Origin of the sequence: Vreelandella lionensis, assembly GCF_044543515.1 — a bacterium.
GTDB lineage: Bacteria > Pseudomonadota > Gammaproteobacteria > Pseudomonadales > Halomonadaceae > Vreelandella > Vreelandella lionensis.
In genome coordinates this window covers 137,026-163,140 of record NZ_JBITWC010000004.1, presented here as the reverse complement: position 1 = coordinate 163,140, position 26,115 = coordinate 137,026, and the positions used below count along the sequence as shown (strand labels likewise).

At 59.1% G+C, this 26,115-nt stretch carries 21 protein-coding genes; 7 read left to right on the top strand and 14 right to left on the bottom strand.

The window, feature by feature from the left end:
- Positions 1 to 95: 95 nt before the first annotated feature.
- Genes ACIGG6_RS03890 through ACIGG6_RS03875 form a run of 4 tightly spaced genes read left to right on the top strand, consistent with a single transcriptional unit; the run spans position 96 to position 3,687 of the window.
- The gene (locus tag ACIGG6_RS03890; protein ID WP_399842412.1) at positions 96 to 965 is read left to right on the top strand and encodes a D-hexose-6-phosphate mutarotase; all 870 of its coding nucleotides are present in this window, start codon (positions 96 to 98) and stop codon (positions 963 to 965) included.
- Positions 966 to 1,023: 58 nt separating this feature from the next.
- A complete protein-coding gene (locus ACIGG6_RS03885) occupies positions 1,024 to 1,215 on the top strand; it encodes a hypothetical protein (protein ID WP_058576924.1) in 192 nt (63 codons plus the stop codon).
- Between the two features lie 49 nt (positions 1,216 to 1,264).
- The gene (locus tag ACIGG6_RS03880) at positions 1,265 to 2,653 is read left to right on the top strand and encodes a YcjX family protein (protein ID WP_399842408.1); all 1,389 of its coding nucleotides are present in this window, start codon (positions 1,265 to 1,267) and stop codon (positions 2,651 to 2,653) included.
- A complete protein-coding gene (locus ACIGG6_RS03875) occupies positions 2,650 to 3,687 on the top strand; it encodes a YcjF family protein (RefSeq protein ID WP_399842406.1) in 1,038 nt (345 codons plus the stop codon). Before ACIGG6_RS03880 ends, ACIGG6_RS03875 begins: the two co-directional genes overlap by 4 nt.
- Positions 3,688 to 3,705: 18 nt before the next feature.
- Here ACIGG6_RS03875 and ACIGG6_RS03870 read toward each other — a convergent pair whose 3' ends face one another.
- The 7 genes from ACIGG6_RS03870 to ACIGG6_RS03840 all read right to left on the bottom strand — a co-directional run bounded on the left by ACIGG6_RS03870 (position 3,706) and on the right by ACIGG6_RS03840 (position 11,294).
- The gene (locus tag ACIGG6_RS03870) at positions 3,706 to 4,827 is read right to left on the bottom strand and encodes an ABC transporter ATP-binding protein (protein ID WP_159341552.1); all 1,122 of its coding nucleotides are present in this window, start codon (positions 4,825 to 4,827) and stop codon (positions 3,706 to 3,708) included.
- A gap of 19 nt (positions 4,828 to 4,846) precedes the next feature.
- Positions 4,847 to 5,725 (bottom strand): carbohydrate ABC transporter permease, encoded by an 879-nt coding sequence (locus ACIGG6_RS03865; RefSeq protein WP_253017051.1) that lies wholly within the window; start codon positions 5,723 to 5,725, stop codon positions 4,847 to 4,849.
- Positions 5,718 to 6,632, bottom strand: coding sequence for a carbohydrate ABC transporter permease (locus ACIGG6_RS03860; RefSeq protein WP_253505931.1), 915 nt, complete (start codon positions 6,630 to 6,632; stop codon positions 5,718 to 5,720). Before ACIGG6_RS03860 ends, ACIGG6_RS03865 begins: the two co-directional genes overlap by 8 nt.
- Before the next feature lie 98 nt (positions 6,633 to 6,730).
- Positions 6,731 to 8,011, bottom strand: coding sequence for an ABC transporter substrate-binding protein (locus ACIGG6_RS03855; protein WP_399842402.1), 1,281 nt, complete (start codon positions 8,009 to 8,011; stop codon positions 6,731 to 6,733).
- Between the two features lie 155 nt (positions 8,012 to 8,166).
- Positions 8,167 to 9,570 (bottom strand): ATP-binding protein, encoded by a 1,404-nt coding sequence (locus ACIGG6_RS03850; RefSeq protein ID WP_285262831.1) that lies wholly within the window; start codon positions 9,568 to 9,570, stop codon positions 8,167 to 8,169.
- A 74-nt stretch (positions 9,571 to 9,644) separates the two neighbouring features.
- Complete coding sequence (locus ACIGG6_RS03845) at positions 9,645 to 10,370, bottom strand: response regulator (RefSeq protein ID WP_399842400.1); 726 nt, start codon at positions 10,368 to 10,370, stop codon at positions 9,645 to 9,647.
- A gap of 126 nt (positions 10,371 to 10,496) precedes the next feature.
- On the bottom strand, positions 10,497 to 11,294 hold the full coding sequence (locus tag ACIGG6_RS03840; RefSeq protein WP_399842398.1) for a Cof-type HAD-IIB family hydrolase: 798 nt from the start codon (positions 11,292 to 11,294) through the stop codon (positions 10,497 to 10,499).
- Positions 11,295 to 11,474: 180 nt separating this feature from the next.
- Between ACIGG6_RS03840 and ACIGG6_RS03835 the strand changes: the two genes are divergently transcribed.
- A complete protein-coding gene (locus ACIGG6_RS03835) occupies positions 11,475 to 13,415 on the top strand; it encodes an exoribonuclease II (RefSeq protein WP_399842447.1) in 1,941 nt (646 codons plus the stop codon).
- An 82-nt stretch (positions 13,416 to 13,497) separates the two neighbouring features.
- On the opposite strand, the gene ACIGG6_RS03830 is transcribed toward ACIGG6_RS03835, so the two are convergent.
- Entirely contained in the window at positions 13,498 to 14,718 is a 1,221-nt protein-coding gene (locus tag ACIGG6_RS03830; protein WP_399842395.1) for an extracellular catalytic domain type 1 short-chain-length polyhydroxyalkanoate depolymerase, read from the bottom strand.
- A gap of 53 nt (positions 14,719 to 14,771) precedes the next feature.
- Positions 14,772 to 15,188, bottom strand: coding sequence for a CopG family transcriptional regulator (locus tag ACIGG6_RS03825; RefSeq protein ID WP_399842392.1), 417 nt, complete (start codon positions 15,186 to 15,188; stop codon positions 14,772 to 14,774).
- Between the two features lie 394 nt (positions 15,189 to 15,582).
- On the opposite strand from ACIGG6_RS03825, the gene ACIGG6_RS03820 reads away from it, so the two are divergent.
- Both ACIGG6_RS03820 and ACIGG6_RS03815 read left to right on the top strand, forming a co-directional pair.
- Entirely contained in the window at positions 15,583 to 16,701 is a 1,119-nt protein-coding gene (locus ACIGG6_RS03820; protein WP_399842390.1) for a glycosyltransferase family 4 protein, read from the top strand.
- Positions 16,679 to 17,695 (top strand): YbhN family protein, encoded by a 1,017-nt coding sequence (locus ACIGG6_RS03815; protein ID WP_399842387.1) that lies wholly within the window; start codon positions 16,679 to 16,681, stop codon positions 17,693 to 17,695. The genes ACIGG6_RS03820 and ACIGG6_RS03815 overlap by 23 nt, the downstream gene beginning before the upstream one ends.
- Positions 17,696 to 17,780: 85 nt before the next feature.
- Here ACIGG6_RS03815 and sucD read toward each other — a convergent pair whose 3' ends face one another.
- The 5 genes from sucD to ACIGG6_RS03790 all read right to left on the bottom strand — a co-directional run bounded on the left by sucD (position 17,781) and on the right by ACIGG6_RS03790 (position 25,988).
- Positions 17,781 to 18,653, bottom strand: a complete 873-nt coding sequence (gene sucD, locus ACIGG6_RS03810) for a succinate--CoA ligase subunit alpha (RefSeq protein ID WP_044627828.1) — start codon at positions 18,651 to 18,653, stop codon at positions 17,781 to 17,783.
- Positions 18,653 to 19,819, bottom strand: a complete 1,167-nt coding sequence (sucC, locus tag ACIGG6_RS03805; RefSeq protein ID WP_016914526.1) for an ADP-forming succinate--CoA ligase subunit beta — start codon at positions 19,817 to 19,819, stop codon at positions 18,653 to 18,655. The genes sucD and sucC overlap by 1 nt, the downstream gene beginning before the upstream one ends.
- A 165-nt stretch (positions 19,820 to 19,984) precedes the next feature.
- Complete coding sequence (gene lpdA / locus ACIGG6_RS03800) at positions 19,985 to 21,424, bottom strand: dihydrolipoyl dehydrogenase (protein WP_253505724.1); 1,440 nt, start codon at positions 21,422 to 21,424, stop codon at positions 19,985 to 19,987.
- 113 nt (positions 21,425 to 21,537) lie between these two features.
- Complete coding sequence (gene odhB / locus ACIGG6_RS03795; RefSeq protein ID WP_399842382.1) at positions 21,538 to 23,115, bottom strand: 2-oxoglutarate dehydrogenase complex dihydrolipoyllysine-residue succinyltransferase; 1,578 nt, start codon at positions 23,113 to 23,115, stop codon at positions 21,538 to 21,540.
- A gap of 38 nt (positions 23,116 to 23,153) precedes the next feature.
- Positions 23,154 to 25,988 (bottom strand): 2-oxoglutarate dehydrogenase E1 component, encoded by a 2,835-nt coding sequence (locus ACIGG6_RS03790; RefSeq protein ID WP_399842444.1) that lies wholly within the window; start codon positions 25,986 to 25,988, stop codon positions 23,154 to 23,156.
- Positions 25,989 to 26,115: the final 127 nt, after the last annotated feature.

The window sequence follows — 26,115 nt, the reverse complement described above, 5'->3', positions numbered from 1 at the left end:
GCTTGGGGTTTTACCTTCAACCTATCCTTGTCCTACCATAGCACACGGCGCTACTGTTCTGCCCATTTGTTGCCTTTTCCCACAAGGATCCTCTTATGATTCCCGACTCCCTTAAACAGCTACTTAGCAGCGTTGATGGTCATCAACGGGTCACCTGGGAGGGGCGTGACGTCGCGCTCTTCAACATGGTCTGGGGGGAAATGGCGATCAGCCTGCAGGGCGCGCAGGTGCTGCACTTTCAGCCCGCCGATGACACCGACTGGCTATGGGTGACGCCAACGCCGCAGGCGCTGCCGGGCGCGATCCGTGGCGGCATTCCGCTCTGCTGGCCCTGGTTTGCCGACGAGCGCTACGCCGATGAGAGCCCTGAGCGTACCGGCCCCTTCCACGGGCTTGCCCGCCACGCCATGTGGCGCCTGGACGCCGTTGATGACCACGCCGAAGGCATCGAAGTGCACCTCTCGCCGGAAGAGCGCCTACATAGCCAGCTCACCGCCCGCGTGGTCATTCAAGCCAACGCCCAGCGGCTAAACGTTGAGATCATCAGCGAAAACATTGGCGATGCTCCGATCAAAACTAGCGGCGCACTGCATACCTACCTGGCCGTTAATGAGGCGCATCAATGCCACTTAGAAGGCCTAGCAGGCGCGCGCTATTTGGATAAGCTGCGTGACTTTGCTGAATCTGAGCAACAGGGCACGCTGGCGATTCGTGGCCCAGTCGACCGTATTTATCACACCAATGAAGCGGTGCTGCTCAACGACGGCCAGCGCACGCTGCGCATCGGCAAGCAGTCCAGCGACTCCACGGTCGTCTGGCACCCGGATAGCGACCTGCCTAGCGACACACCCGCCGACGCCGCCAAACACTTTTTATGCGTTGAAGCCGCCAATACTCGCCTTGACCCCGTCTGGTTAGTACCAGGGGCACAGCACCTGCTAGGGACGACAATAAGCCGCGGTTAATGATCGGTTCATCAAGGCTTTGCTATGATCAGGCCATTGATACCCCCAAGGAGCGACGATGGATCCACAGCAATGGCTGGAAGCAGCCACGCTTGCCTTTAACCTGATCGGCATGGTGGTGTGCTTGGTTGGCTTAACGCTTGCGCAAAAAATGCAGCGCCGCTGGCCCGGCTATAGCCTCGCGGTCGTCGGTTTTATCATTGCGACCCTGCCCATGCTCTCCCAGCTTGTCTTGATGTGGCAGCGCTAACGCTCGACTACCTTGCCAAGATGCCCCACCCGATGAAGGAAGCGACAGGATGCGCCAGCCGTTAAGCCGCGAATTGAGCAACATGTTAGAGCGAAGCCGAGACCGGCAGCTGCGGCTGGCGGTAACGGGCCTTTCGCAAGCGGGTAAAACGGCGTTTTTAACCTCGCTGGTGAACCAACTACGCCATGCAGGCGTAGAAGCACAGTTAGACCTGCTACCGGTTGCCCGTGAAGGCCGACTGCTAGGCGCGCAGCGTTTAAATCAGCCGGACTTAGGCGTGCCACGTTTCCCCTATGACCCCGGCATGGCCTCGCTGAGAGATACACCGCCGCGCTGGCCCGAGCCCACCCGCGGCATTAGCGAGCTGCGTTTACAGCTGCGCTACCGCCCTGCCCAGCAGGGCTGGTTCACTCCGGATATCGCTCACCTGACGCTGGATCTGTTCGACTACCCCGGCGAATGGCTGCTGGATTTGCCGCTGCTGCAGCACGACTTCTACAGCTGGAGCCAGAGCCAAGCCCAGCACGAAGGCCCTCATCGCCGGGCACTGTTTAGCGAATGGCTGGCCGAGGCAGAGCAGCTAGACCCTACGGCAGAAGCCGATGAAGCACAGCTCGCCACGCTGGCCGAGGCCTACGCATTGGGCCTGCGTCGCGCCAAGCAGGCGGGCTTTTCTGACCTGCAGCCAGGGCGTTTTTTGCTGCCCGGCGAGCTGGATGGCGCACCGGTGCTGCAGTTCTTCCCGCTGCCCGGATTAGATACTCCCAAAGAACCCCTCGACGCCCTGCCCGAGTCGAGCCTCTACGCCACCCTGGCGGCGCGTTTTCGCTACTATCAGCAGCAGGTGGTGCGCCCCTTCTACCGCGACCACTTCCGCCGCTTTGACCGCCAGATTGTGCTGGTGGACGTGCTGGGCGCGCTCAATGCCGGGCCGGAGCGCTTCGAGGATCTTTCCCGCGCGCTGCAACAGCTGATGAAGAGCTTTGATTACGGCAAGCGCAGCCTGCTGACCCGCCTGTTCGCTCCCAAAATCGACCGCCTCGCCATTGCCGCTACCAAAGCGGACCATGTCACCCCCGACCAGCACACCCAGGTGGTGCAGCTGTTAGAAGCGCTGCTGGCGGAGCCATTGAAAGACTTACGCTTTGCCGATATCCCGGTGAAAGCGCTGTCGCTGGCGGCCATTCGCGCCACCGAGGCCCGCGAAGTGCTTCATGATGGCAAGCGAACGCCAGCGCTGAAAGGCACCACGTTAGAAGGCGAAGACGTGCTGGTGTACCCCGGCGATGTGCCCAGCCGCCTGCCCAAAGCCGATTTTTGGCAGCAGCAAGGGTTTGATTTCCCCAGCTTCCGCCCGATGCCCGCCGATAGCGAGGCACTGCCCCACATCCGTATGGACGCCGCGATTGACTGGCTGATTGGAGACAAACTGATATGAGCAACCCTCAGCCCCGCCGCGACTTCCACACCGAAGCGCCGCCCGAACCTGCCCAGGAAACCCTGCGCCAGCATGAACGATTTGCAGCGACTGAATCGCACCAGCCGCTGGCGACCCAAGCCGAACTCAAAGCGCTGCCGGAAGAGACCCTTGGCGCGCCCCGCAAGCGCCGCTGGGGGCTGATGTTCGCCTTGGCAGGCGGAGCCACACTCGGCACGGTAGAGCTTGCAACCGGCATTCCTGACGCGCTGTCCCAGTCCCATTGGATGGCGATGGCGTGGCAGCTGTTTGGGATTAGCCTGATTGGCTTGGGTGGCGTATCGCTTCTCAAGGAGCTGGGCCGTTTGCGGCGCTTAAAGCGGCACGATCAGCTACGGGCCAACCTAGCCGAGCTTCCCCAGCGCTCCAGCCAGCAGGCCCAGGCGATGGCCGTTCAGTTAAAACAGCAGCTTGCACTGAGCAACGACGACCCGCACTGGCTGGCCTTTCAGCGGGCGTGCCAGCCTCACCATAGCGGTGAAGAGATTCAAACCCTGCTGCGCTACCACCTGCTAGCCCCCCGTGACCGGGAAGCTCAGCGGTTGATTACGCGCATGTCGGGGGAAACCGCCATCATGGTGGCGGTTTCCCCGCTAACCCTGGTGGATATGGCGCTGGTGGCGTGGCGCAGCCTTGCCATGGTGGATCGGTTGAGCCGCCTGTACGGCCTGGAACTTGGCTACGCCAGCCGCCTGCGGCTATTTCGCCACGTGCTGCATAACATGGCGTTTGCAGGCGCCAGCGAACTGGCTACCGATGCCAGCATGGACATGCTCTCGCTAGATTTGGCAGGCCGCCTTTCAGCAAGAGCCGGCCAAGGCTTAGCGACGGGGCTGCTGAGCGCCCGCCTCGGTATGCGCGCTCAGCGGCTGTGCCGCCCGGTGGCGTTTACACCAGAAGAGCAGCCCAAACTAGCCGACCTTCGCCAAGACCTCTGGCGGCAGATCAAGCGGCTTGATAAAGAGCCCGCCCCCGCCGCGCGCAACCACGATTAACACTGCTCACCCAGCGGCTCAAGCCAGCCGCTGCTCGGTTTCAGCATCGAACAGCACCGCCCGGGACATATCGACCCTCAGCGCCAAGCGCTCACCGGGCGACACCTCACACTTCGGCCCAACCCGCGCGGTAATCTCCTGCTCGCCCAGCGGCAGGCGCAGCAGAATATCGGCACCGGTCGGCTCCACCACGCTCACCTTGGCTTCCAGCAGAGTGCCTTCGGCCTGCTCGCTCAGCCGCACATCCTCTTCACTAAAGTGTTCAGGCCGCAGGCCGAGAATCACCGGCTTGTCGAGCTGCTCCACTAGCCCTGCCGTATGGCGGGCCGCTGGCCACGGCAGTAGCAGGTCGGCTTCGTCGGGGGTGGCAATGCGCAGTGCATAGCCATCGCCGTCGGCTTCCAGCGTAGCGCGGATGAAGTTCATCGATGGTGAACCCATAAAACCCGCTACGAACATATCCACCGGGTTGTTATAGACCTCATCAGGGCTGCCTAACTGCAGAATATGACCATCACGCATCACCGCGATGCAGTCCGCCAGGGTCATGGCTTCTACTTGGTCGTGGGTAACGTAGACGATGGTGGTGCCTAAACGCTGGTGGAGCTTTTTGATCTCGGTGCGCATATCTACGCGCAGTTTGGCGTCCAGGTTTGAGAGCGGCTCGTCAAACAGATAGACCTTAGGCTCCCGCGCTAGGGCGCGGCCCATGGCCACCCGCTGGCGTTGGCCGCCGGAGAGCTGGGCGGGCTTGCGCTCTAACAGGTGGGAAATCTGCAGCAGATCGGCCACCCGCTCCACGGCGGCTTCCCGCTCGGCCTTGGGCACTTTGCGCATCTCTAGGCCGAAGCTGATGTTTTGGCGTACGGTCATGCTGGGGTACAGGGCGTAGGACTGGAACACCATGGCAATATCGCGCTCGGCGGGGGTGCGCCAAGTGACGTCTTCGCCGTCGATATAGATATTGCCGCTGGTGACCGGTTCAAGGCCTGCGATGGCGTTCATCAGCGTGGATTTACCACAGCCGGATGGCCCCACCAGAATCAAAAACTCGCCGGAATCGATGGAAATGCTGACATCTTTCAGCACCCGCTCGCTGCCAAACTCTTTGCGTACGTTGTGAATCTCTAACGCTGCCATTATCAAAATCCTATTGTTATTAGCCCTTTACGGAGCCTGCCGTCAGCCCACGTACGAAATATTTACCCGCCAGCACGTACACCACCAGGGTGGGCAGCGCGGCAATCATGGCGGCGGCCATATCGACGTTGTATTCGCGCACGCCGGTGGAGGTGTTCACCAGATTATTGAGCGCCACGGTAACCGGCTGAGTATCGTGTGCCGAGAATGCCACGCCGAATAGGAAGTCGTTCCAGATTTGGGTGAACTGCCAAATCACCGACACCACGATGATAGGGGCGGACACCGGCAGCAGGATGCGCCAGAAAATACGGAAAAACCCGGCACCGTCCAGCTTGGCCGCCGACACCAGCTCGTTGGGAATGCCCACGTAGAAGTTGCGGAAGAACAGCGTGGTAAAGGCGATACCAAACACCACGTGCACCAGGATCAGTCCCGCCCGCGAGCTGGAAAGCCCCAGCCAGCCCAGGGTTTGTGCCATAGGCAGCAGCACCACCTGAAACGGAATAAAGCAGCCAAACAGCATCAGCGCAAACACCAGCTCGGAGCCTTTGAAGCGCCATTTGGTCAGGGCATAGCCGTTCAGCGCTCCCACGGCGGTGGAGATCAGCACCGCAGGAATGACGATGGCAAAGGAGTTCCAGAAATAACCGCCCACGCCTTCGCAGCGCATGCCGGTGCAGGCTTCGCCCCAGGCTTTTGTCCAGGGGGCCAGCGTTGGGTTTTGCGGTAACGACAGCAGCGTACCGGCGCTGATTTCGCTCAGCGGCTTAATGGAGGTCATCAGCATGACCACCAGCGGCAGCACGTAGAACAGCGCAGCGATGACCAGCACCGCGTACAGCACGCCCCGCCACAACTTGGCCGCAGGCGTTTGGCGACGAATCACATTAGCCATGTTTGCGGCTCCTTAGTTCGGAGTAGAGGTAAGGAATCAGGATGGCCAGCACACCGCCGAGCATCAGCATGGCACTGGCAGAGCCCAGGCCGATTTGCGCACGGTTAAAGGCGTGGGTGTACATAAAGGTGGCGGGTAAGTCTGTTGCATAACCCGGCCCGCCGCCAGTGAGCGCCACTACCAAGTCAAAACTCTTGATCGCAATGTGGGCCAGAATCATCACTGCGCTGAACACCACTGGGCGCAGGCAGGGCATGACCACCCGCCAGTAAATGCGCGGCAGGCTCGCGCCATCAAGCTGGGCAGCTTTGATAATACTATCGTCGATACCGCGCAGACCGGCGAGAAAGAGCGCCATTACGAAGCCAGAGGCCTGCCAAACGGCGGCGATCACCAGGGTATACACCGCCATATCCGGATCAACGATCCAGTCGAACTCGAACGACTCGAAGCCCCAGCTGCGCACCATGGCCTGGATGCCAAGCTGCGGGTTCAGCAGCCACTTCCACACGACCCCCGTGACGATGAACGACAGCGCCATGGGGTAGAGATACACCGTGCGTAGCGCGCCCTCCTGACGAATCTTTTGATCCAGCAGCATCGCCAGCAGCGCACCCAGCACTAAGCAGATCACGATAAACAGCGTGCCAAAGATCATCAGGTTGGTAGAGGCCACCCACCAGCGCTCGTTGGCCATCAGCCGCGCATACTGGCCAAACCCGACAAAATCGTAGCTGGGCAGCATGCGCGAGCTGGTGAGTGATAGAACAAAGGTCCACAGCATAAAGCCGTAAACAAAAAACAGAGACACCGCCACCGAGGGTGCCAGCACTAGCCTTGGCAGCCAGGCCTGCAGCCGACCAGAGGCCGTTGGCCGCAACGCGGTGCGCGTTGGGGTTTCGCTCATGGGGAATTCCTCGCCAGTCAACCGCTAGCGCCGCCGTTGCGGCGGCGCTGGTTACGTACGTTCAGCGCGTGCTTGCGCTATTGCCAACGGTGCCGCGCTTAAAACGAAGCGGCTTCTGCGGCGCTGACCAGTCGCTGGGCAGCCTCTTCGGCGGGCATATCGGCGTCGTTGAAGTAGTTGGTCACGACGTCAAAGATAGCCCCCTGAACGTCGGCACGAACGGCCATACCATGGGCCATGCTGGGCACTAACCCCTCCTCTTCAGCGGTACGTTGGAAATCAGCCATCGACTGCTGGGCGCAGCTGTCGAACTCGCTCATATCCAGGTCAGGACGCGCGGGAATGGAGCCTTTGGCTAGGTTGAAGGCTTCCTGGAAGGTGGGCTCTAACACCAAGCGCGCCAGCGTGTGCTGAGCTTCACGCTCGGCATCATCGGTCACGCGGAACATGGCCAGGCTGTCAATGTTGAAGGTAAAGGCGTCTTCGGTGCCCGGAGCGGCGGCGCACAGGTAGTCTTCACCGGCGGTCAGACCTGCGGCGGTGAACTCACCCTTCGCCCAATCGCCCATCAGCTGAAAGCCTGCCACGCCTTCAATTACCATCGCGGTGGCAATGTTCCAATCGCGGCCCGGCATGCCTTCATCCATAAGCTCGCGCAGGCGTTTGAAGTCTTCCAGTGCGGCGACCATTTGCTCACCGCCCAGTGCTTCTGGGTCTAGCTCCACCAGCGCCTGCTGGTAAAACTCGGTGCCTTGGCTGCCTAACACCACGCTTTCAAACACGGTGGCGTCCTGCCAGGACTGGCCACCGTGGGCTAGCGGCACAAAACCCGCTTCACGAATGGCTTCCCCGGCGGCAAACAGCTCGTCTAGGGTGGTGGGCATTTCTACGCCAGCGGCTTCCAGCACGTCCGGGTTGGCCCACAGCCAGTTAACCCGATGTACGTTCGCGGGCACGGCTACGTACTGGCCGTCGTAACGCATAATATCGGCCACGATCCCTGGTAACAGGTCGTTCCAGCCTTCGGCATCCGCCACTTCATTTAAGTCACCCAGCAGGCCAAGCTCGCCCCACTCCTGAATTTCCGGGCCTTTAATTTGCGCGGCGGAGGGTGGATTACCTGACATGGCGCGGGATTTAAGCACCGTCATCGCAGTTTCACCGCCACCACCGGCTACAGCAAAGTCCTGCCAGCCGTAACCTTCGGCTTCGAGTAGCTCTTTGAGGACGTTGGCCGCGCGGGCTTCACCACCGGATGTCCACCAGTGGAGGACTTCTACATCGCTTGCTTGGGTAGTGCCTGCGGCCATGGCGGTGCCTGCCGCTAAGGCCAGTGCGAGGGCGGATTTTTTAAACGTGGGCAACTGCTTAATCAGCATGGGTAGCTCCTGCTATTGTTGTTATCGCGAACACCAGCCCTGAAAGGCTTGGCGGCTATCGCTGTTGTAATGCCGTGACACACGCGGTGCAAAACGGCTTTTAGCAGAGTACGACAGCGAGCCGCATAACGGGAGTTACCGAGTCCTGCATAGTATTACAAGTCTGTAACACTTGATTGGCGAGGCAGCGTTAGCGTGGCCAACAAGCCGCCTGCGGGGTGATTAGCAAGGGTAATATCGCCCCCATGGGCACGGGCGATATGCCGGGCAATGCCTAGCCCCAGGCCGCTTCCACCGGTGTGGCGGCTTCTGGACACCTCCAGGCGTACAAAGGGTGAAAACACGCGGCCAAGCTGATCCTTAGGGATGCCAGGGCCACTGTCGTGAATATGTAGGCGCACCACGCCCGCCTGCTCTTCCAGCGTTACCCTCGCCCGCTGGCCGTAAAACACCGCATTCTCTAATAGGTTCGCCAGGCAGCGCTTCATCGCCAGCGGTTTGACCGTTAGTGGCGCCACCTGCCCTGCCACCTGCACTTCGCCCCCCTGCAAGCGCAGCGCCTCGGCCAGCTCGGTCGTTAGCGCGTTGAGATCCGTTGGCTGCGGCTCTTCATGTAAATCGAGCCCCTTGACCGAGGCGAGCGCGCCTTTGACCAACTCGGATAGCTCATCCAGCGAGGCGCAGAAGCGCTCGCGCTGAAGCGGGTCATCCAGCATTTCGGCCCGTAAGCGCATGCGGGTAATCGGCGTTTTTAAGTCGTGGGAGATTGCAGAGAAGAGCCGCTCGCGCTCCTCCACCTGCTCGCGAATACGCCGCTGCATGCGGTTAAACGCTACGGCGGTGGCCGCTACCTCCTTGGGCCCGCTCTCTTTCAGCGGCGGGCTGTCCAGGTCATCACCTAACTGACGCGCCGCCCGGGAGAGCCTTGCCAGCGGCCGCGTCACGCTGGTAATGCCCAATAGCGACAGCGCCAGCACGGTGAGCAGCACGACGATGCCCGCCAGCAGCCGCTCTTCTGAGAGCCAGCGGTAGCCGCTGAAAATATCCGGCACGCCCAGCAACGTGGCGACATAGAGCCAGGTATCGGGAGCAAGCTCCAGCTGCACCACCAGAATGGGCGGCGAAAGGGGTTCCATTAACAGGCTGTGCTGGCCCCAGCGGGGCGGCAGGTCGTAAAGCAGCACTTCATTATTGAAGACCCGTAGGGTTTCCGGGCGGGAGAACTCCACCACCACATCATCAATCGAGAGCTGCTGGGTCAGAATGGTGCGCACGTTGCTCACCACCACCTCTTTTTCCGGGCCGCTGCCGATATCCGCCACGGGAATACGCCGCTCGTTCACGCTAACAAAAAAACGCGTGCCGCCCATGCTGCGCAGTTGATCCAGCACGATATGCCGATAGTCCACCGGCAGCGAACGGAAGAATTTCATGGTGGAGGCGATGCTAAACGCCATATTGCTGGAGAGCTCATCGAGCTGTTCGAGCTGGCTGGCGCGCACCTGGGAAGTCCAAATGGTATAGCTCGCCACCTGGGCGGCCAGCACCCCGGCAATCATAATAATGACAAAGCGCCCGCGCAGGCTGCCGGGCAGCCAGTGCGAGTGACGTTTCAGCCAGCGTCGCCACGACGTCACGACGCCGCATCTACCCTGGCCGTGAGCACGTAGCCCGCCCCGCGTACGGTACGAATCAGCTGTGAATGCTGGGCATCTTCACCTAAGCGCTGACGTAGCCGACACACGTGCACGTCAATCGAGCGGTCCAACGGCGGCGCATCGCGGCCACGGGTCAGGGTGTAGAGATCATCGCGAGTAATCACCTGGGCGGGGCGCTCTAGAAACACCTGGAGCAGCTGAAAATCTGCCCCGGAAAGCGCGGTGCGCTCCCCGGTGTGATCCACTAATTCCCGCGTCATTCGGTCGAGCTGCCACTCACCAAAACGTACCCAGCGCGCTTCATGAGGGGCGGCCGCTGCGGCCGCCGGGCGCGTGCGGCGTAGTACCGCTTTAATGCGCGCCAGCAGCTCGCGGGGGTTGAAGGGTTTGCCGATATAGTCGTCGGCCCCTAGTTCCAGCCCCAAGATACGGTCGGTATCGTCAGCGCTGGCGGTGAGCATAATGATGGGGGTGTCGTTAGTTTTGCGCAGCTCACGGCAGATGGTAAAACCGTCATCCCCCGGCATCATCACATCGACGATCAGTAAATCCGGCGTGTGCTCGGCAAGCTGTTGGTAGAGAGCGTCAGCCCCATCGGCGGTCAGCACCTGGTAACCGTGCCGACCCAGGTAATCCGCCAGCAGCTCACGGATTTCTGGGTCATCGTCGACGACCATTAAGGTAGCAGGCGTGGTTGTCATTGTGGAAAGCGCCCCTGGTGATTGTCGTTTTAGGGGCTAGATGATGGTGGAGCACATCGCCTACCGCAAGCGGCTATCGACTAAGGTGGCAGAGCGCTAGCACAGGACAACATAACTCGCACTACGCTACAGCCCAAAGCGCTGTTTTAAGCACGTTGCCACTGCCGCTTCACCGTGGTGGCCGATACGCTGGGCGGCGGGTACGCGGTCAAAAAGTGCCGGATGGGCATTGGCCATCACATGGGTTTCACCGGCTAGGGTGAGCATTTCGGTGTCGTTGAGGTTATCGCCAAAGGCCAGGCAGTCGGCGGCGGTGAGCCCAAGCGACTCCAGCAACGCCGCTAGCGCCACGCCCTTATTCACCCCGCCCGCCATGATCTCTAGCGAGTCCACCGTGGAGTAGGTAATGTGCAGCCCATCGCCATGCGCCGCTTGGGCCCGAGCCTCCAATTCTGCCAGCGCATCCGGGTCGCCCAAATAGAGCACTTTACCTACGCCGTTGGCGTCCATCTGCTCGGGTGGCACGACCTCATAGCGAAAGCCTGTCGAGGCATGTAGTGAAAGCAGGTGTGGCGCTTCGGCATCCACATGCCAGCCCGCTTCCCGGTAAAGGCTGAGGCGCACTTGGGGCGGCCGGGGTAAATGAATCAGCGTGTGGGCGTGATCCGGGTTGAGGTGCGACGCGCTAACCAAGCCATCGTCCGGGTCGTGGGTGTAGGCCCCGTTGGTGCTGATTAGGTGAGCAGGCACGCCCAGCTCGTCGCGGAAGACGCGCATATCGTGGTAGTGGCGGCCAGAGGCCAGCGCCAAATGGTGCCCCTGCCGAACCAACTCTTGGAGCACCTCAATGGTGCTGTCATGTAACCGGTGGTCGCTGCCTAACAGGGTACCGTCAAGGTCGGAAACGATCAGGCGAGGGGTCATCAAAGCGCTCCTTGTGCGTTAGCAGAGTAACGTTGCAGTTCGCTCAGCTTAACCGATTCAGCCAACCGTAAGTAAGTCATTGACCTGCCGTCGCCGTCGCCACTTCCCCAGGAGCAACGATTGGCGCGGCCAGTGGGAATCCGTATAGTGGCAACCTACTCTCGCCAACTGATTGAACACATGCTTCAAAACAACTCCCTGCTTGCCCAGCTCAAGCAACAGATCCGTGAAACCACCCCGCGCGCTGAAGGGGTGATCAAAGCCACAGAAAAAGGCTTTGGTTTTCTTGAAACTGATAGCGGCGAATCCTATTTCGTGCCGCCCCCCGCCATGAAACAGGTGCTGCACGGCGACCGTGTGGAAGCCGTGATTCACGAGAACGGCGATAAAAAGTCGGTTGAGCCTGAAAAGCTTATTGAAGCCGGTTTAGACCGCTTCGTTGCTCGCGTGCAAAAGCGCGAAGGCCGCCTCGCGGTGGTGCCGGACCACCCCTCGATTCGCAACGTTCTAAAAGCACGCATCAAAAATAGCCTGGATGAAGACTCCATTGCCGACGGCGATTGGGTCGTGGCGCGTTTGGTGCGTCACCCGCTAAAAGAGAACGACCGCGGCTTCTTCACTCAGATTGATGAGCTAGTGGCCAAAGCCGATAACCCGGCCGTGCCGTGGCGCGTGACGCTTGCTCGCCACGCGCTGGAGCAAGAGTGCCCGGATGCCGGCAGCGACTGGCCGCTGCACGATGAAGGCCTGACGCGTGAAGACCTCACCGAGCAGCCGTACTTCACTATCGACGGTGAAAAAACCCGCGATATGGATGACGCGCTGCACGTAGTGGCACGCCCGGAAGGCGGCTGGCAGCTGAGCGTGGCGATTGCCGACCCCACCGCTTATGTGGAAGAGGGCCACGCTGCTGACCTGGAAGCCCGCGTTCGTGCATTTACCGTGTACCTGCCGGGCCAGAACGTGACCATGTTGCCCGAGCAGTTGGCGGATGATCTTTGCTCGCTGTGGGAAGGCCAAGAGCGCCCTGCCCTGGCCTGCACACTGAACATTAACGCCGACGGCAGCCTGGGCGACTACCGCTTCTTCGCGGCCAACGTGAAGTCCCACGCTAAGCTGGTGTACGAGCGCGTCTCTGATTGGATTGAAGGCCAAGGCGACTGGGCACCGGCAGATAATATTGCCGAGCAGCTACACGCCCTGCGTGAGCTGACCGAAGCGCGTACCGCGTGGCGTAACGAGCACGCGCTGGTATTTAAAGATCGTCCTGATTACGTGTTTGATCTGGATGAAGCGGGCAACGTGCTGGGGATTCATACCGAAGACCGCCGCATTGCCAACCGTATGATCGAAGAGTCGATGATTGCCGCCAACGCCTGCTGTGCGGACTTCCTGGCCAGCCATATCGGCCACGGCATCTTCAACGTGCACCGCGCTTTCGAGCCGGAAAAAGCCGAAGCGGCACAAGAGTTCCTGGCAACTCAGGAAATCGAAGTCGCTCAGGAAGCACTTACCGAGCTTGCCCACTATAAAGAGCTGAAGCGTGCGCTTGAGAGCCGCGACGACGCTTGGCTGGATGCGCGCCTGCGCCGTTTCCAGGGCTTCACCAGCATGTCGGCCCAGCCTGGCCCGCACTTCGGCCTGGGGCTGCCCGCCTACGCTACCTGGACCTCGCCGATTCGTAAGTACGGCGATATGGTCAACCACCGCTTGATCAAGCGCGTGCTGAAGGGTGAGCAGGCTCCGGCAGAAGCCAGCCAACAGCTCACCGAGCAGCTCACCGAGCGCCGCCGCCTGAACCGCATGGCCGAGCGCGATGTGAAAGATTGGCTCTACGTGCGCTACCTGACCCCGGCCGCGCAGAATCAGGACACCTTTGACGCAGAGATCATGGCGATCAACCGTGGCGGCATGCGGGTTCGCCTGATCGAGAACGGCGCGACGGCGTTCGTGCCCGCCCCCTTGATGCACAGCGACCGCGATAAAGTGGTCATTGATGACAAAGAGGGCCGCATTCAGATCGAAGGCGAAGAGCGCTTTAAGCTGGGCGATAGCCTGCGCGTATCACTCACGGAAGCCCGTGAAGAGACTCGCTCGCTGGTCGCCAAGCCTGCCGCTTAGCACTCTCTTCTAAGCCTCACCACACAACAACGGCGCATTAAGGCGCCGTTGTTGTGTCTGTGGCAGTGATAGGTGAGAGCATTTATCCAGCGTGCTGGTGCTGCAAGAAGAAACGCAGCATTTCCTGAGTGGCATCAGGGCCTTTAGGGTCGGTATAGCTGCCCTTAGCGCTACCCCCTGACCAAGCGTGGCCCGCGCCGTGAATGCGCCACTGCTCCATGTGGGGTTTGCCCTTCGCGTTGTGGTGTGTGGTACGCGTATAGGAGTGGCCATTCGCCACTTTCCCCTGCTCCACCGCGGCTCCTGCTTGGCGCGATTGACGGTACTGAGCGGCCACGCGTTCCGCATTGCTGGGGTGCACGGTGGTATCACGATCTCCATGAAAGATAATGACGGGCACATCCGATGCCCAACGAGTATCTTTCGCTTTACCACCACCCAGAGGCCCGGAGCCTCCTTGCATAGCGCTTAACGCATCGGGAAGACTTTGGGCAACGCCGTGGGGTAGCCCGGAGTGCACGCCGACCGCCGCAAACAGGTCTGGGTAGGTCATCGCCAGGGTAGTTGCCATGGCCGCGCCTGCAGAAAGCCCAGCCACATAGACGCGCGTTTCATCTAGCCCGTGGGTATCGATGATCTGGCGGGCCATGGCGGCAATGATGGTGGGCTCTCCCCCTTCGCGCTGCTGGTCTTCGGCCTTGAACCAGTTCCAGCATTTCGAGCTGTTCGCGGTCATCGGCTGAGCGGGATAGAGCACACAGCACAGCTGCTCTTCGGCTAGCCGGTTCATCTCGGTTCCGGCAGCGAAATCATCAGGGTTCTGCGTGCAGCCATGCAGCATCACTACCAGCGGCAGCGCCTGCCCATGATAGCCGCTAGGGATATACAGTTTGTAATCACGCGACCCCACAGGGTGGGTAAACCGACCGGCAGTAAACGCGCCTGGCTGCGGTTTCTCGCTGGGGCTCGGCGCTTGCTCGGCTTGCGCCATGCCACCACGATACTTCATCCACTTATCGCGCCATGCTGACGGCATCTGAATATCACCGGGAGAGAATGCTCCCGCTGGCGACTCAGAAGGCACTGTCTTCGATACGGTGGCTTCTTCGTCGATGACCTCGCAGGTCCCGTCAAAAGTATCGCCTTGCTGATAACTGCTGTGCTGATAAGAGTTATCCGTCGTTTCTGCGCTTCTAGCGTCGGGACTGCCGCCCTGGAGAATCGCCATGGCCTCTTGTAGTTTTCCCGCGCGGGTGAGCCGCGTTGCTTCTTCCATTCGCTTCGTCATCGTGGCATCGATCATTTTCAATATCCTTATTCAATGATGGCGTGGTCAGCGCTTATTGAGTGAGTCGTTCAGTGGATGCGATCCGCCAGAGCGGCTTTCACCGCTTTGCTGGCATGAAGTGCGCCCAAAACCACCACGGACTCGATGGTGGCAAGGGCCAGCTCAGGCGTCACGTCGTCGGCAATGCTGGCCATGCCCAACACTTGAATTTGCAACGTCTCCCCGGCTGACTGCAGCGCCTCTAGATCTGCACGGCTGTAATGCTCAAGGCCCAACACAAACGCCTTACGGCTTACGGTGTCTTTGACGACCTCGGCATGGGTCGCTAGCTGATTACGAATAGCGGTGCGAATTAGATCGGTCCGGTTGGAGTAAAAACCTTCTTGAACCAGCAGGTCGATCTGCCCCAGGTCAACCACCCCCAGGTTAATGGTGATCTTTTCACTGGAATCACCGCCCTTACGGCGTAGCTCATGCACGCTCATGTGTCCTTCCTCGTAGTGCTCAATCATCAATCGGCGGGTGGATGTTGCTGGATGTGAGGCTTCTGAAACCGTGCCGCCAACGTAAGCACCCAACGTAAGCACGTTACAAATATCAGCACGTCACCAACCTCAATACCATCTCTTTGGATTCCATATACCATCCATATAGATGGCATATTAGCCTGATTCGGCAAGCAGTCAACTAATACGCACAAGAGAACGTCCATCGGCAACCAAGCCGATAGCTGGCAATGGGGGTGAAGAGGGGAATGGGATGAAATAGAAAGCAGGAAGCGGTTCGCAGGAAATAAAAAGTGGCGGCTCAATTGTCGCCGAATTGACTTATTTCTATCCTAAGGTAATTCGATGACACTCATGTGGCTCGGAGGTTACCTTGCACATCGCCGATGTGACTATGTTTCACGCCCCGGCAAGCGGCGGCGTTCGCACCTATTTACAGGCTAAACACCGCGTGCTCTCGCGCACGCCTAACCTTCGCACCAGCCTGCTGGTGCCGGGGCCTGAGCGTGATAGTTTAGGCGACCACCACACGCTACCGGCGCTGCACCTGCCCCTTGGGCAGGGCTATCGATTCCCGCTGCGCCGCCGCCCTTGGCGTGACGCCTTGGTAGACCTCTCCCCCACGTTAATCGAAGCAGGCGACCCTTACGTCACCGCTTGGGCCGCGCTGGAGGCTGGCCAGCGCTTGGGCGTGCCGGTGGTGGGTTTCTATCACTCGGATTTACCCCACTTGATGGGTGACCGTTTTGGTCGCCATGTTCGCCAACGGCTGATTCGCTACGTGGTAGACCTGTACCAGCGCTTTGATAGCGTGCTGGCTCCCTGCCACGCGATGGCCAACCGGCTCACCGAATGGGGCGTGCCCAACGTGCGCGTGCAGTCATTAGGGGTTGATTTAGAGCAGTTTCACCCTTCACGGCGCGACCCCGGCTTCCGTACGGCCATGGGTATTCCTGCAGATAAAAAGCTGCTGATTTTTGTCGGCCGCTTCTCGCGAGAAAAGAATATCGACGTGCTGCTAGCCACCATGCGGGCGCTTGGCAGCGACTACCACCTGCTGCTGATGGGGCCGGGCATGCCGACTCAAGTGCCCAGCAATGTCACGGTAGTCAACCGCTGCTGCGGTAGCCATGAAGTGGCCCGCGCGCTTGCCAGTAGCGATGCGCTGCTGCATGCGGGCACCCGTGAAACCTTTGGGCTGGTGGCCCAGGAAGCGATGGCCAGCGGCCTGCCGGTGATTGGCGCGCGGGCAGGCGCGCTGATTGAGAACGTACCGCTGGGCGCGGGCGTGCTCTGCCAGCCGCTTGACCCGGACGCGATGGCGGATGCCTGCTCCGCGCTGTTTAGCAACGATATTGCCGCCAGCGGACGCTACGCGCGCCATTTTGTTGAGCGCCAGTTTAGCTGGGATAGCGTCATTGGCTCGCTGCTGACGCACTATGTCGACCTCTGTGGACTCGAACAGCCCGATGCCCGTGTCGTCCGTCGCTAAACCTCAACGGCTGCTGCGCTTTCGTCCGCTACACGGCGTTCTACTGCTGGCTGCCCTGGTAGCGCCACTGGTGCTCACATCGCTTGCAGGGGGCAGCCAAGCGTTTGAGCATGTGGCGCAGTTTCCCATTGGCCTACTGGTCCTGATGATCGCCATGGCGGCGCTATGCTGGAATTTAAACGCCGCCCGGCTGCGCCTGATGCTAAACGGCCGCGCTGGCCAGCTTGGGCAGCGCGGCGCGCTGGGCATCGAGCTGGCGGCGAAGTGCGCGCTCTGCGCAACGCCAGGCGGTAGCGGCGGCCCGGCCACTCTGCTGTTATTACTTGCCCAGCGGGGATTTTCGCCCTCAAAAGGCACCGCCGTGTTTCTCATCGACCAGGGGTGCGACCTGCTGTTCTTTCTGCTGATGCTGAGCGGTTTGGTGGCGATGTCGGTTTTCGGGGATGCCCAGTGGCCACACCAGGGGCTAGTACAGCTCTCGTTACTGGGATTGGCGCTGTTAGCGGTGGGCGTCTCGCTGATGATGGGGTACTTACCCAAGCTGCTGCGTACTCGACGCCAGTGGCTAGCCTGGATACGCCCTAGCCGCAGGCGCTGGCTGGTTAGGCGACTGTTACGCTGTCGTCATGCGCTGCGTATGACGCTGGCGCTACCCAAAGCCACGTTGGCAGCGATGCTAGCACTCACAACCCTACACTGGCTGCTGCGCTACAGCTTGCTTTACCTAGCGGTGATTGGCATCGGTGGGCATGCCGACTGGCTCTGGACGTTTTTAACTCAGATGCTAGCTATGGCCGCCAGCCAATTCAGCTTTCTCCCTGGCGGCGCAGGGGCGGCTGAAGTGGGGGTGGGAAGCCTGTTGCTGCCCTTGATGGGCCGGGAGCAGGCCGCTGCCGCCGTGCTGGTCTGGCGGCTAATTAGCTACCACTTGTATCTTGCCGCCGGTGCGCCGCTGCTACTGCTCTACAGCGCGCGCATGCTGCGTCAGCGCTAGCCGCCTCACCGCTTTACTTAACCTCCTCAAACGCAAAAAGGGCACCCAAGGTGCCCTTTTCAGCGTCACGAAGAAAGTGCGCGGCTTACCAGCCGGTTACTTCTTTCAGCGCGTCGCCAATTTGCGCCAAAGAACGAACGGTTTTCACACCGGCGTCTTCAAGAGCCGCAAATTTCTCATCGGCAGTACCTTTACCGCCAGAGATGATGGCGCCCGCATGGCCCATACGCTTGCCAGGAGGTGCAGTGACACCGGCAATGTAGGAAACCACCGGCTTGGAAACGTTGGCTTTGATGTAAGCTGCGGCTTCTTCTTCGGCGGTGCCGCCGATTTCGCCGATCATCACGATCGCTTCGGTTTTCGGGTCCTTCTCGAACATCTCCAAGATGTCGATGAAGTTAGAACCCGGAATCGGGTCGCCGCCGATACCGACACAGGTAGACTGACCGAAACCGTGGTCAGTGGTCTGCTTAACGGCTTCGTAAGTCAGGGTACCAGAGCGGGAAACGATACCAACGCGGCCCGGCTGGTGGATGTGACCCGGCATGATACCGATTTTGCACTCACCGGGAGTGATCACGCCCGGGCAGTTCGGGCCGATCAGGCGTACGCCCAGCTCGTCGCATTTTACTTTTGCGTCGAGCATATCGAGGGTCGCGATGCCTTCGGTGATGCACACGATCAGCTTGATGCCAGCGTTCGCAGCTTCAAGGATCGAGTCTTTGCAGAACGGTGCCGGTACGTAGATCACGCTGGCTTCTGCGCCGGTTTTCTCGACCGCTTCTTTCACGGTGTTGAAAACAGGCAGGCCCAGGTGCGTCTGGCCGCCTTTGCCCGGTGTAACACCACCGACCATTTGCGTGCCATAGGCAATCGCCTGCTCGGAGTGGAACGTGCCCTGGCCACCGGTGAAACCTTGGCAGATGACCTTGGTGTTCTTATCGATCAGGATGCTCATTACTTGCCCTCCGCTGCTTTTACAACCTGCTGAGCCGCGTCGGTCAGACTGGTAGCAGCGATGATGTTCAGACCGCTAGACGCCAGTTTTTCAGCGCCCAATTCAGCGTTGTTACCTTCCAGGCGAACGACCACCGGGACGTTAACGCCCACTTGCTCAACGGCACCGATGATGCCTTCAGCAATCATGTCGCAACGAACGATGCCGCCGAAGATGTTCACCAGAACAGCTTTCACGTTGTCGTCAGACAGGATGATCTTGAACGCTTCTGCGACGCGCTCTTTGGTCGCGCCGCCGCCAACGTCCAGGAAGTTAGCGGGCTTGCCGCCACTCAGGTTGACAATGTCCATGGTGCCCATGGCCAGGCCTGCGCCGTTCACCATGCAACCAATGTTACCGTCGAGGGCGACGTAGTTAAGTTCCCACTTCGCCGCGTCGGCTTCACGCTGATCTTCCTGGGAAGGATCGCGCATGGCCTGCAGGTCTGGGTGACGGTACAGGGCGTTGCTATCCAGGCCCAGTTTGGCATCCAAGCAGTGCAGGTTGCCTTCGTCAGTGATGACCAGCGGGTTGATCTCAAGAAGTGCCAGATCTTTGTCGTGGAACAGCTTAGACAGACCCAGGAAAATCTTGGTGAACTGCTTCACCTGATCGCCTTCCAGACCCAGCGCAAAGGCCAGCTCGCGAGCTTGGTAGGGCTGTGCGCCGACCAGCGGATCGATTTCAGCTTTGAGGATCTTTTCCGGCGTCTCTTCGGCGACGGTTTCAATCTCAACACCGCCTTCGGTAGAGGCCATGAAGACCACACGGCGGGTAGTACGGTCAACAACCGCACCCAGGTAGAGCTCGTCAGCGATGTTGGTGCAGGTCTCTACCAGAATTTTAGCAACCGGCTGACCTTTTTCGTCAGTCTGGTAAGTCACCAGGTTTTTACCCAGCCACTGCTCGGCGAAGGTTTTAGCTTCTGCCGGGTCTTTAATCAGCTTAACGCCGCCCGCTTTACCGCGGCCACCAGCGTGAACCTGGGCTTTAACCACCCACATGTCACCGCCGATTTTTTTGCACGCTTCTACTGCTTCTTCGGGAGTGTCCACGGCAAAGCCTTTGGACACTGGCAGACCATAATCAGCAAACAGCTGTTTGCCTTGATACTCGTGAAGGTTCATCGATTCATGCCATTGGTTGCATGTGACTCGAACGATGATCAGTTGACTTAACAGCGTATCTGTACCGCCCTGACCATCCCCGTACTTTCAGTTTCCTACAAGCTACCGCGCAGGGCTGAAAGTGTTGCGCCACCTGACGGTGGCGCTTGGTTGTTGCTTAGCGAATTACTTACGCTTCTTACGGTTTGCCATATGAATCGCATGGCCTTCTACCGCAAGTGCCGCTTCGTGCACGGCTTCCGACATGGTCGGGTGCGCATAGCAGGTCAGTGCGAGGTCTTCAGCGCTAGAGCCGAATTCCATCGCGATCACGCCCTGGGCGATCATTTCACCCGCGTGCTGACCCACGATGTGCATGCCGAGGATACGGTCAGTTTCCGCATCGGCAATGATCTTGGCGCTGCCTTCGGTGGCGTTGTTCGCCATGGCACGACCGCTGGCCGCGAACGGGAAGCTACCGGTTTTAACTTCGATGCCCTTAGCTTTGGCATCTTGCTCGGTCATACCGACCCACGCCACTTCTGGGAAGGTGTAAATCACGTTCGGAATGGTGTCGTAGTTCATCTCGGCTTTGTGGCCAGCGATGATGTCCGCCACCATGATGCCTTCTTCAGACGCTTTGTGCGCCAGCATCGGACCGCGTACACAGTCACCGATGGCGTAGACGCCCGGCACGTTGGTGCGGCACTGGTCGTCAACGAAGATAAAGCCACGCTCGTCCAGCTCAACGCTCACACCGTCAGCGATCACGCCTTTGGTGTAGGGGCGACGGCCAACGCAAACGATCAGCTTGTCGAAGGTCATTTCCTGTTCGCCGTTGGCATCGGTGTACTTGACGACGACTTCTTCGCCTTTTGACTCCGAACCGGTCACACGGGCGCCCAGTTTAATGTCCAGCCCCTGCTTCTTGAGCAGTTTCTGGGTCTCTTTGGCAATCGCGGTGTCGACCATCGGCAGGAAGGAGTCCATCGCTTCCAGAACGGTCACTTCAGAACCTAAACGGTTCCACACGCTGCCCAGCTCAAGGCCGATAACGCCAGCACCGATAACGCCAAGACGCTTCGGCGTTTCCTGGAATTCCAGTGCGCCGGTAGAATCAACAATAAGGCCTTCGGTCAGCGGGGTCGGCGGAATTTCCACCGGTACAGAGCCTGCCGCGATGACGATGTTGTCGGCGTCGTAAGTGGTGGTGTTGCCGTCGAGGTCGGTCACCTCAACCTGCTTGCCAGACACCACTTTACCGGTACCTTCGATGGCGGTAACGCCGTTGGCCTTGAACAGGCCAGAGATGCCGCCGGTCAAGTTCTTAACGATCTTGTCCTTGCGAGCCATCATCTTTTTGACGTCCATGGTGACGTCGCCGGCATTGATACCCATATCATCGAAATCGTGCTTGGCTTCGACGAACTTATGCGAGGCTTCAAGCAACGCTTTGGATGGGATACAGCCAACGTTCAAACACGTACCGCCGTGAACGACATTGCCTTCTTTACCAATCCATTTTTCAACACAGGCGGCTTTCAGGCCCAGCTGCGCAGCGCGAATAGCCGCTACGTAGCCACCAGGTCCTGCACCGATAACGATCACATCAAACTTGTCAGCCATGTTGGCTCCTTTAGCTTGGTTGCCTCCCCCCGTTTGGATCTAAACCAGGCAGGAGGCAAAGTGCGATTGCATAGAACGTTACATTAACAGCGAAGGCGGATCAGCGCGCTTCGTTATACGTCCAGCAGCAAGCGAGCCGGGTCTTCCAGCAGCTCTTTAATAGTCACCAGGAATCTTACCGCATCTTTACCATCAATCATGCGGTGGTCGTAGGAAAGCGCCAGATACATCATCGGGCGAATCTCGACCTTACCATTCACCGCCATAGGACGATCTTGAATCTTGTGCATGCCCAGGATAGCGGTTTGCGGCGGGTTGATAATCGGCGTGGACATCAGGGAGCCGAACGTACCACCGTTGGTGATCGTGAAGGTACCGCCGATCATGTCGTCCATGCCCAGCTTACCGTCACGGCCGCGTTTGCCGAAATCGACAATGGTGCGCTCAACGTCAGCAATTTTCATGCTGTCGGTGTCACGCAGAACCGGGACTACCAAGCCACGGTCGGTGGATACCGCAACACCGATATCTTGGTAACCGTGGTAGACGATATCGGTACCGTCGATAGAGGCATTCACGTCCGGGAAGCGTTTGAGCGCTTCAGAAGCCGCTTTTACAAAGAAGCCCATAAAGCCCAGTTTGATGTCGTGGGTCTTTTGGAAAGTATCTTTGTACTGAGCACGCAGGGCCATGATCTCAGTCATGTCCACTTCATTGTACGTGGTCAGCATGGCAGCGGTTTGCTGTGCCTGAACCAAGCGCTTAGCGATGGTTTGACGCAGACGGGTCATCGGTACGCGCTTCTCTTCACGCTCACCCTGAACTGCCGGAGCTGCTGCGGCTTTGGCCGGTGCAGCAGACTTGGCCGCTTTCTTAGCAGACCCGTCTTTCACTGCTTTCTGAACATCTTCTTTCAGAATGCGACCGCCTTTGCCGGTGCCTTCGATCTTGGAAACATCCAGATCGTGCTCGGCCACCATTTTACGTGCCGCCGGTGCGAGAATCTTGTCACCGACTTTCTCATCGGCACCTTCATCATCGCTGCTGGAGGAGGCGTTGTTAGAGGCAGGTGCGCTTGCTTCATCGCTGCCGCCGCCTTCAACGAAGGTGGCCAGAATCGCTTCCGACTCTACTTGGCTACCCTCTTCCGCTTTGATCGCTTCCAATGCGCCGTCGGCAGGCGCTACGACTTCCAGCACCACTTTGTCGGTTTCGATATCGGCCAGCACTTCGTCGCGCTTGACCGCTTCGCCAACTTTCTTGTGCCAAGTGGCAACGGTGCCTTCCTGGATAGACTCAGGGAAGCTAGGCGCTTTTACATCGTGCTTTTTACCGCCGCCAGCAGGCTTAGACTCTGCTTTTGATTCGGTTTTTTCAGCGCTATCGTTGCTAGAAGAGCTCTTTTCAGAAGAACTATTTTCAGAAGAACTCTCTTCTTTGCTGCCAGCAGCGCTGCCTTCGCCAATTTTGCCCAAGATTTGCTCAGACTCAACGGTATCGCCTTCTTCGGCCATCACGTCGGTCAGGGTACCCGCTTCCGGTGCGACGACTTCGAGCACCACTTTGTCGGTTTCGATTTCAACAATCAGTTCGTCACGCTCGACGCTGTCGCCCGGCTTTTTATGCCACGCGGCCACAGTGCCTTCGGCAACGGATTCCGGAAAGGTTGGCGCTTTGATATCAGTAGCCATGTCGTTTCCCTTATATGTTCTCTAAACCCGGTGGGTGCTTATAGATTAAAAGCGTCTTCCACCAGCTGGCGCTGCTGTTCAGTGTGGACGGACATGTAGCCCGCTGCCGGAGCAGCCGAGGCAGGACGCCCTGCGAATTTCAACTCACGTCCTAGGCCGTCTTTCAACATATCGGCCACGGTACGCATGTGGTGCTGACTGGAGTACCAGGCGCCTTGGTTCAGCGGCTCTTCCTGACACCACACGATGTCTTCCACATTGGCATACGCCTGGAGCACTTCCAGAAGCTCTTCTTTCGGGAAGGGGTAGAGCTGCTCTAGACGAATAATCGCCGTGTCGTCACGCTCATTCTCAGCGCGCCAGTTAGCTAGGTCGTAGTAGACCTTACCAGCACACATGATGACGCGGGTGACTTTGTCGGCAGCGAGATTCGCTTGGTCCGGCAGCACCATATGGAACTTGCCGTGGGCGAGATCTTCCAGGCTCGATACTGCTTCTTTGTGGCGCAGCAACGACTTCGGCGACATCACCACCAGCGGCTTACGCAACGGACGGATGACCTGACGACGCAGCAGATGATAAATCTGCGCGGGCGTTGTCGGTACGCACACCTGCATATTGTGCTCGGCGCACAGCTGCAAGAAGCGCTCTAAACGGGCTGAGGAGTGCTCAGGACCCTGGCCTTCATAGCCATGAGGCAGCAGCATGGTTAAACCACACAGACGGCCCCACTTGGTCTCACCCGAGGAGATGAACTGATCCACCACCACCTGAGCGCCGTTGAAGAAGTCACCAAACTGCGCTTCCCAAATAACCAAGTCATTCGGGGCGGTGGTCGAGTAACCATACTCAAACGCCAGCACGGCTTCTTCTGATAGGAAGGAGTCGTGAATGGTGAAACGCGGCTGGCCGTCAGACATGTTCTGCAGCGGCACGTAGGTGGAGCCATCTTTTTGGTTGTGTACGACCGCATGGCGGTGAGAGAACGTACCGCGACCAACGTCCTGACCGGTAATCCGGATCGGGTGGCCTTGGTCCAACAGCGTGGCGTAGGCCAGCGTTTCTGCAAAGCCCCAGTTGAGGCCCATACCGCCCGCCTGCATTTTGCGACGGTCTTCATAGATCTTGGCAACTTGGCGCTGAACATCCACACCGTCGGGAATGTCGCACATCTTCGCGGCTAGCTGCTGAAGGCGCTTCATATCGAAGGTGGTATCGGCATCGCCGGTCCACTCGTGGCCAAGATAAGGAGCCCAGTCCACAAACAGAGAGGTGTTGGGTTCTTGTACCAACGCATTGGCAACGTGGTTACCTGCCACAAGATCATCGCGGTAGGTTTCAATCATCGCCTTGGCGTCTTCTTCAGAGATGACGCCCTGCTCTACCAAACGCTGCGCGTACAGGGTACGCGAGGAAGCGTGGTCTTTAATTTTGGCGTACATCATCGGCTGGGTGCCTGACGGCTCGTCAGCCTCGTTGTGGCCACGGCGGCGATAGCACACCAGGTCAATCACAACGTCTTTCTTAAACTGCTGGCGGTAATCCAGCGCCACTTGGGTCGCGTGGATCACTGCATCTGGATCATCGCCGTTAACATGGAAAATCGGCGCCTGAACCATTTTAGCAATGTCAGTACAGTATTCCGTAGAGCGTGCATCCAAGGGGTTCGAGGTAGTGAAACCCACCTGGTTGTTGATGACGATATGCACCGTGCCGCCTGTTTTATAGGCACGGGTTTGAGACATCTGGAATGTCTCCATCACCACGCCCTGACCGGCGAAAGCGGCATCACCATGGACGTTGATGGGCAGGACTTTGCTGCCTTCATCGTCGTTACGGCGGTCTTGGCGGGCGCGTACCGAGCCCTCTACCACCGGCGCGACGATTTCCAGGTGCGACGGGTTGAACGACATGGCCAGGTGAACTTCGCCACCCGGTGACATTACGTTCGAGCTGAAGCCCTGGTGATATTTCACGTCGCCGGAGCCGCGTTCAATGACTTTCTTGCCATCGAACTCGTCGATCAAGTCCGCTGGGTTTTTACCCAGAATGTTGACCAGCAGGTTTAAACGGCCACGGTGAGCCATCCCGATCACGACTTCTTTGGTACCGTAACCGCCCGCGCGCTGAATCAGCTCGTCCATCATCGGCACGAACGACTCACCGCCTTCCAGACCGAAACGCTTGGTACCCGGGTACTTAGATGCCAGGTAGTTTTCCAAACCTTCCGCCGCAGTCAACCGCTCCAGCACGTGCTTACGCACGTCATCGCTGAACTTAGGCGCACTACGTACCGACTCAAACCGACGTTGTAGCCAGCGTTTCTCTTCGGTATCAACGATGTGCATGATCTCGCAACCGATGGAGCGACAGTAGGTCTGCTCCAACGCATCAACGATGTCACGCAGCGGCGCTTTATCAATACCTAGAAAAAACGAACCGGTTTGGAACTCGGTGTCGAGATCAGCTTTAGAGAGCTGATGGAACGACAGGTCGAGATCGGGGACGGGGGTGGGATTACGCAGCCCAAGCGGGTCGATATTGGCCTTTTGATGGCCACGGAAGCGATAAGCGTTGATCAGCTGCAGGACTTTGACCTGCTTTTTGTTCTCACCGCTGTCGGAGGCGGCGACTACCCGGCCTGGGCGGCTTTCACGGCCCAGCTGGTAGAACTGATCACGAATGGGGCTTAGTGGAACATCGTGGGAGGCACTGCCTTCAGAACGCGGCAGCTGATCAAAATAGCTGCGCCACTCGTCTGAGACAGAATCAGGATCGGCGAGGTACTGCTCGTAAAGCGCTTCCACGTAGTGGACATTGCCACCACTAACGTGAGAGGAACGCCACATCAACTCCATTATGCCTTGTTGCATCTCTCGGTCACCCTGCACTGATGGGGTGGTATCGGCATCGCTGCATGCTAGCAACGACATCGCTATTGCCCTGCCGGCGGGGCGGGACGTTTGCCGGCGGCGCCGACCGGAGGCCGGAAGCCCTTAT

Bases quoted from the DNA above. Each gene is read 5' to 3' on its own strand.
- ACIGG6_RS03890 (WP_399842412.1), top strand. From the start codon at position 96: ATGATTCCCGACTCCCTTAAACAGCTACTTAGCAGCGTTGATGGTCAT.
- ACIGG6_RS03885 (WP_058576924.1), top strand. From the start codon at position 1,024: ATGGATCCACAGCAATGGCTGGAAGCAGCCACGCTTGCCTTTAACCTG.
- ACIGG6_RS03880 (WP_399842408.1), top strand. From the start codon at position 1,265: ATGCGCCAGCCGTTAAGCCGCGAATTGAGCAACATGTTAGAGCGAAGC.
- ACIGG6_RS03875 (WP_399842406.1), top strand. From the start codon at position 2,650: ATGAGCAACCCTCAGCCCCGCCGCGACTTCCACACCGAAGCGCCGCCC.
- ACIGG6_RS03870 (WP_159341552.1), bottom strand. From the start codon at position 4,827: ATGGCAGCGTTAGAGATTCACAACGTACGCAAAGAGTTTGGCAGCGAG.
- ACIGG6_RS03865 (WP_253017051.1), bottom strand. From the start codon at position 5,725: ATGGCTAATGTGATTCGTCGCCAAACGCCTGCGGCCAAGTTGTGGCGG.
- ACIGG6_RS03860 (WP_253505931.1), bottom strand. From the start codon at position 6,632: ATGAGCGAAACCCCAACGCGCACCGCGTTGCGGCCAACGGCCTCTGGT.
- ACIGG6_RS03855 (WP_399842402.1), bottom strand. From the start codon at position 8,011: ATGCTGATTAAGCAGTTGCCCACGTTTAAAAAATCCGCCCTCGCACTG.
- ACIGG6_RS03850 (WP_285262831.1), bottom strand. From the start codon at position 9,570: ATGATTGCCGGGGTGCTGGCCGCCCAGGTGGCGAGCTATACCATTTGG.
- ACIGG6_RS03845 (WP_399842400.1), bottom strand. From the start codon at position 10,370: ATGACAACCACGCCTGCTACCTTAATGGTCGTCGACGATGACCCAGAA.
- ACIGG6_RS03840 (WP_399842398.1), bottom strand. From the start codon at position 11,294: ATGACCCCTCGCCTGATCGTTTCCGACCTTGACGGTACCCTGTTAGGC.
- ACIGG6_RS03835 (WP_399842447.1), top strand. From the start codon at position 11,475: ATGCTTCAAAACAACTCCCTGCTTGCCCAGCTCAAGCAACAGATCCGT.
- ACIGG6_RS03830 (WP_399842395.1), bottom strand. From the start codon at position 14,718: ATGATCGATGCCACGATGACGAAGCGAATGGAAGAAGCAACGCGGCTC.
- ACIGG6_RS03825 (WP_399842392.1), bottom strand. From the start codon at position 15,188: ATGAGCGTGCATGAGCTACGCCGTAAGGGCGGTGATTCCAGTGAAAAG.
- ACIGG6_RS03815 (WP_399842387.1), top strand. From the start codon at position 16,679: ATGCCCGTGTCGTCCGTCGCTAAACCTCAACGGCTGCTGCGCTTTCGT.
- sucD (WP_044627828.1), bottom strand. From the start codon at position 18,653: ATGAGCATCCTGATCGATAAGAACACCAAGGTCATCTGCCAAGGTTTC.
- sucC (WP_016914526.1), bottom strand. From the start codon at position 19,819: ATGAACCTTCACGAGTATCAAGGCAAACAGCTGTTTGCTGATTATGGT.
- lpdA (WP_253505724.1), bottom strand. From the start codon at position 21,424: ATGGCTGACAAGTTTGATGTGATCGTTATCGGTGCAGGACCTGGTGGC.
- odhB (WP_399842382.1), bottom strand. From the start codon at position 23,115: ATGGCTACTGATATCAAAGCGCCAACCTTTCCGGAATCCGTTGCCGAA.
- ACIGG6_RS03790 (WP_399842444.1), bottom strand. From the start codon at position 25,988: ATGCAACAAGGCATAATGGAGTTGATGTGGCGTTCCTCTCACGTTAGT.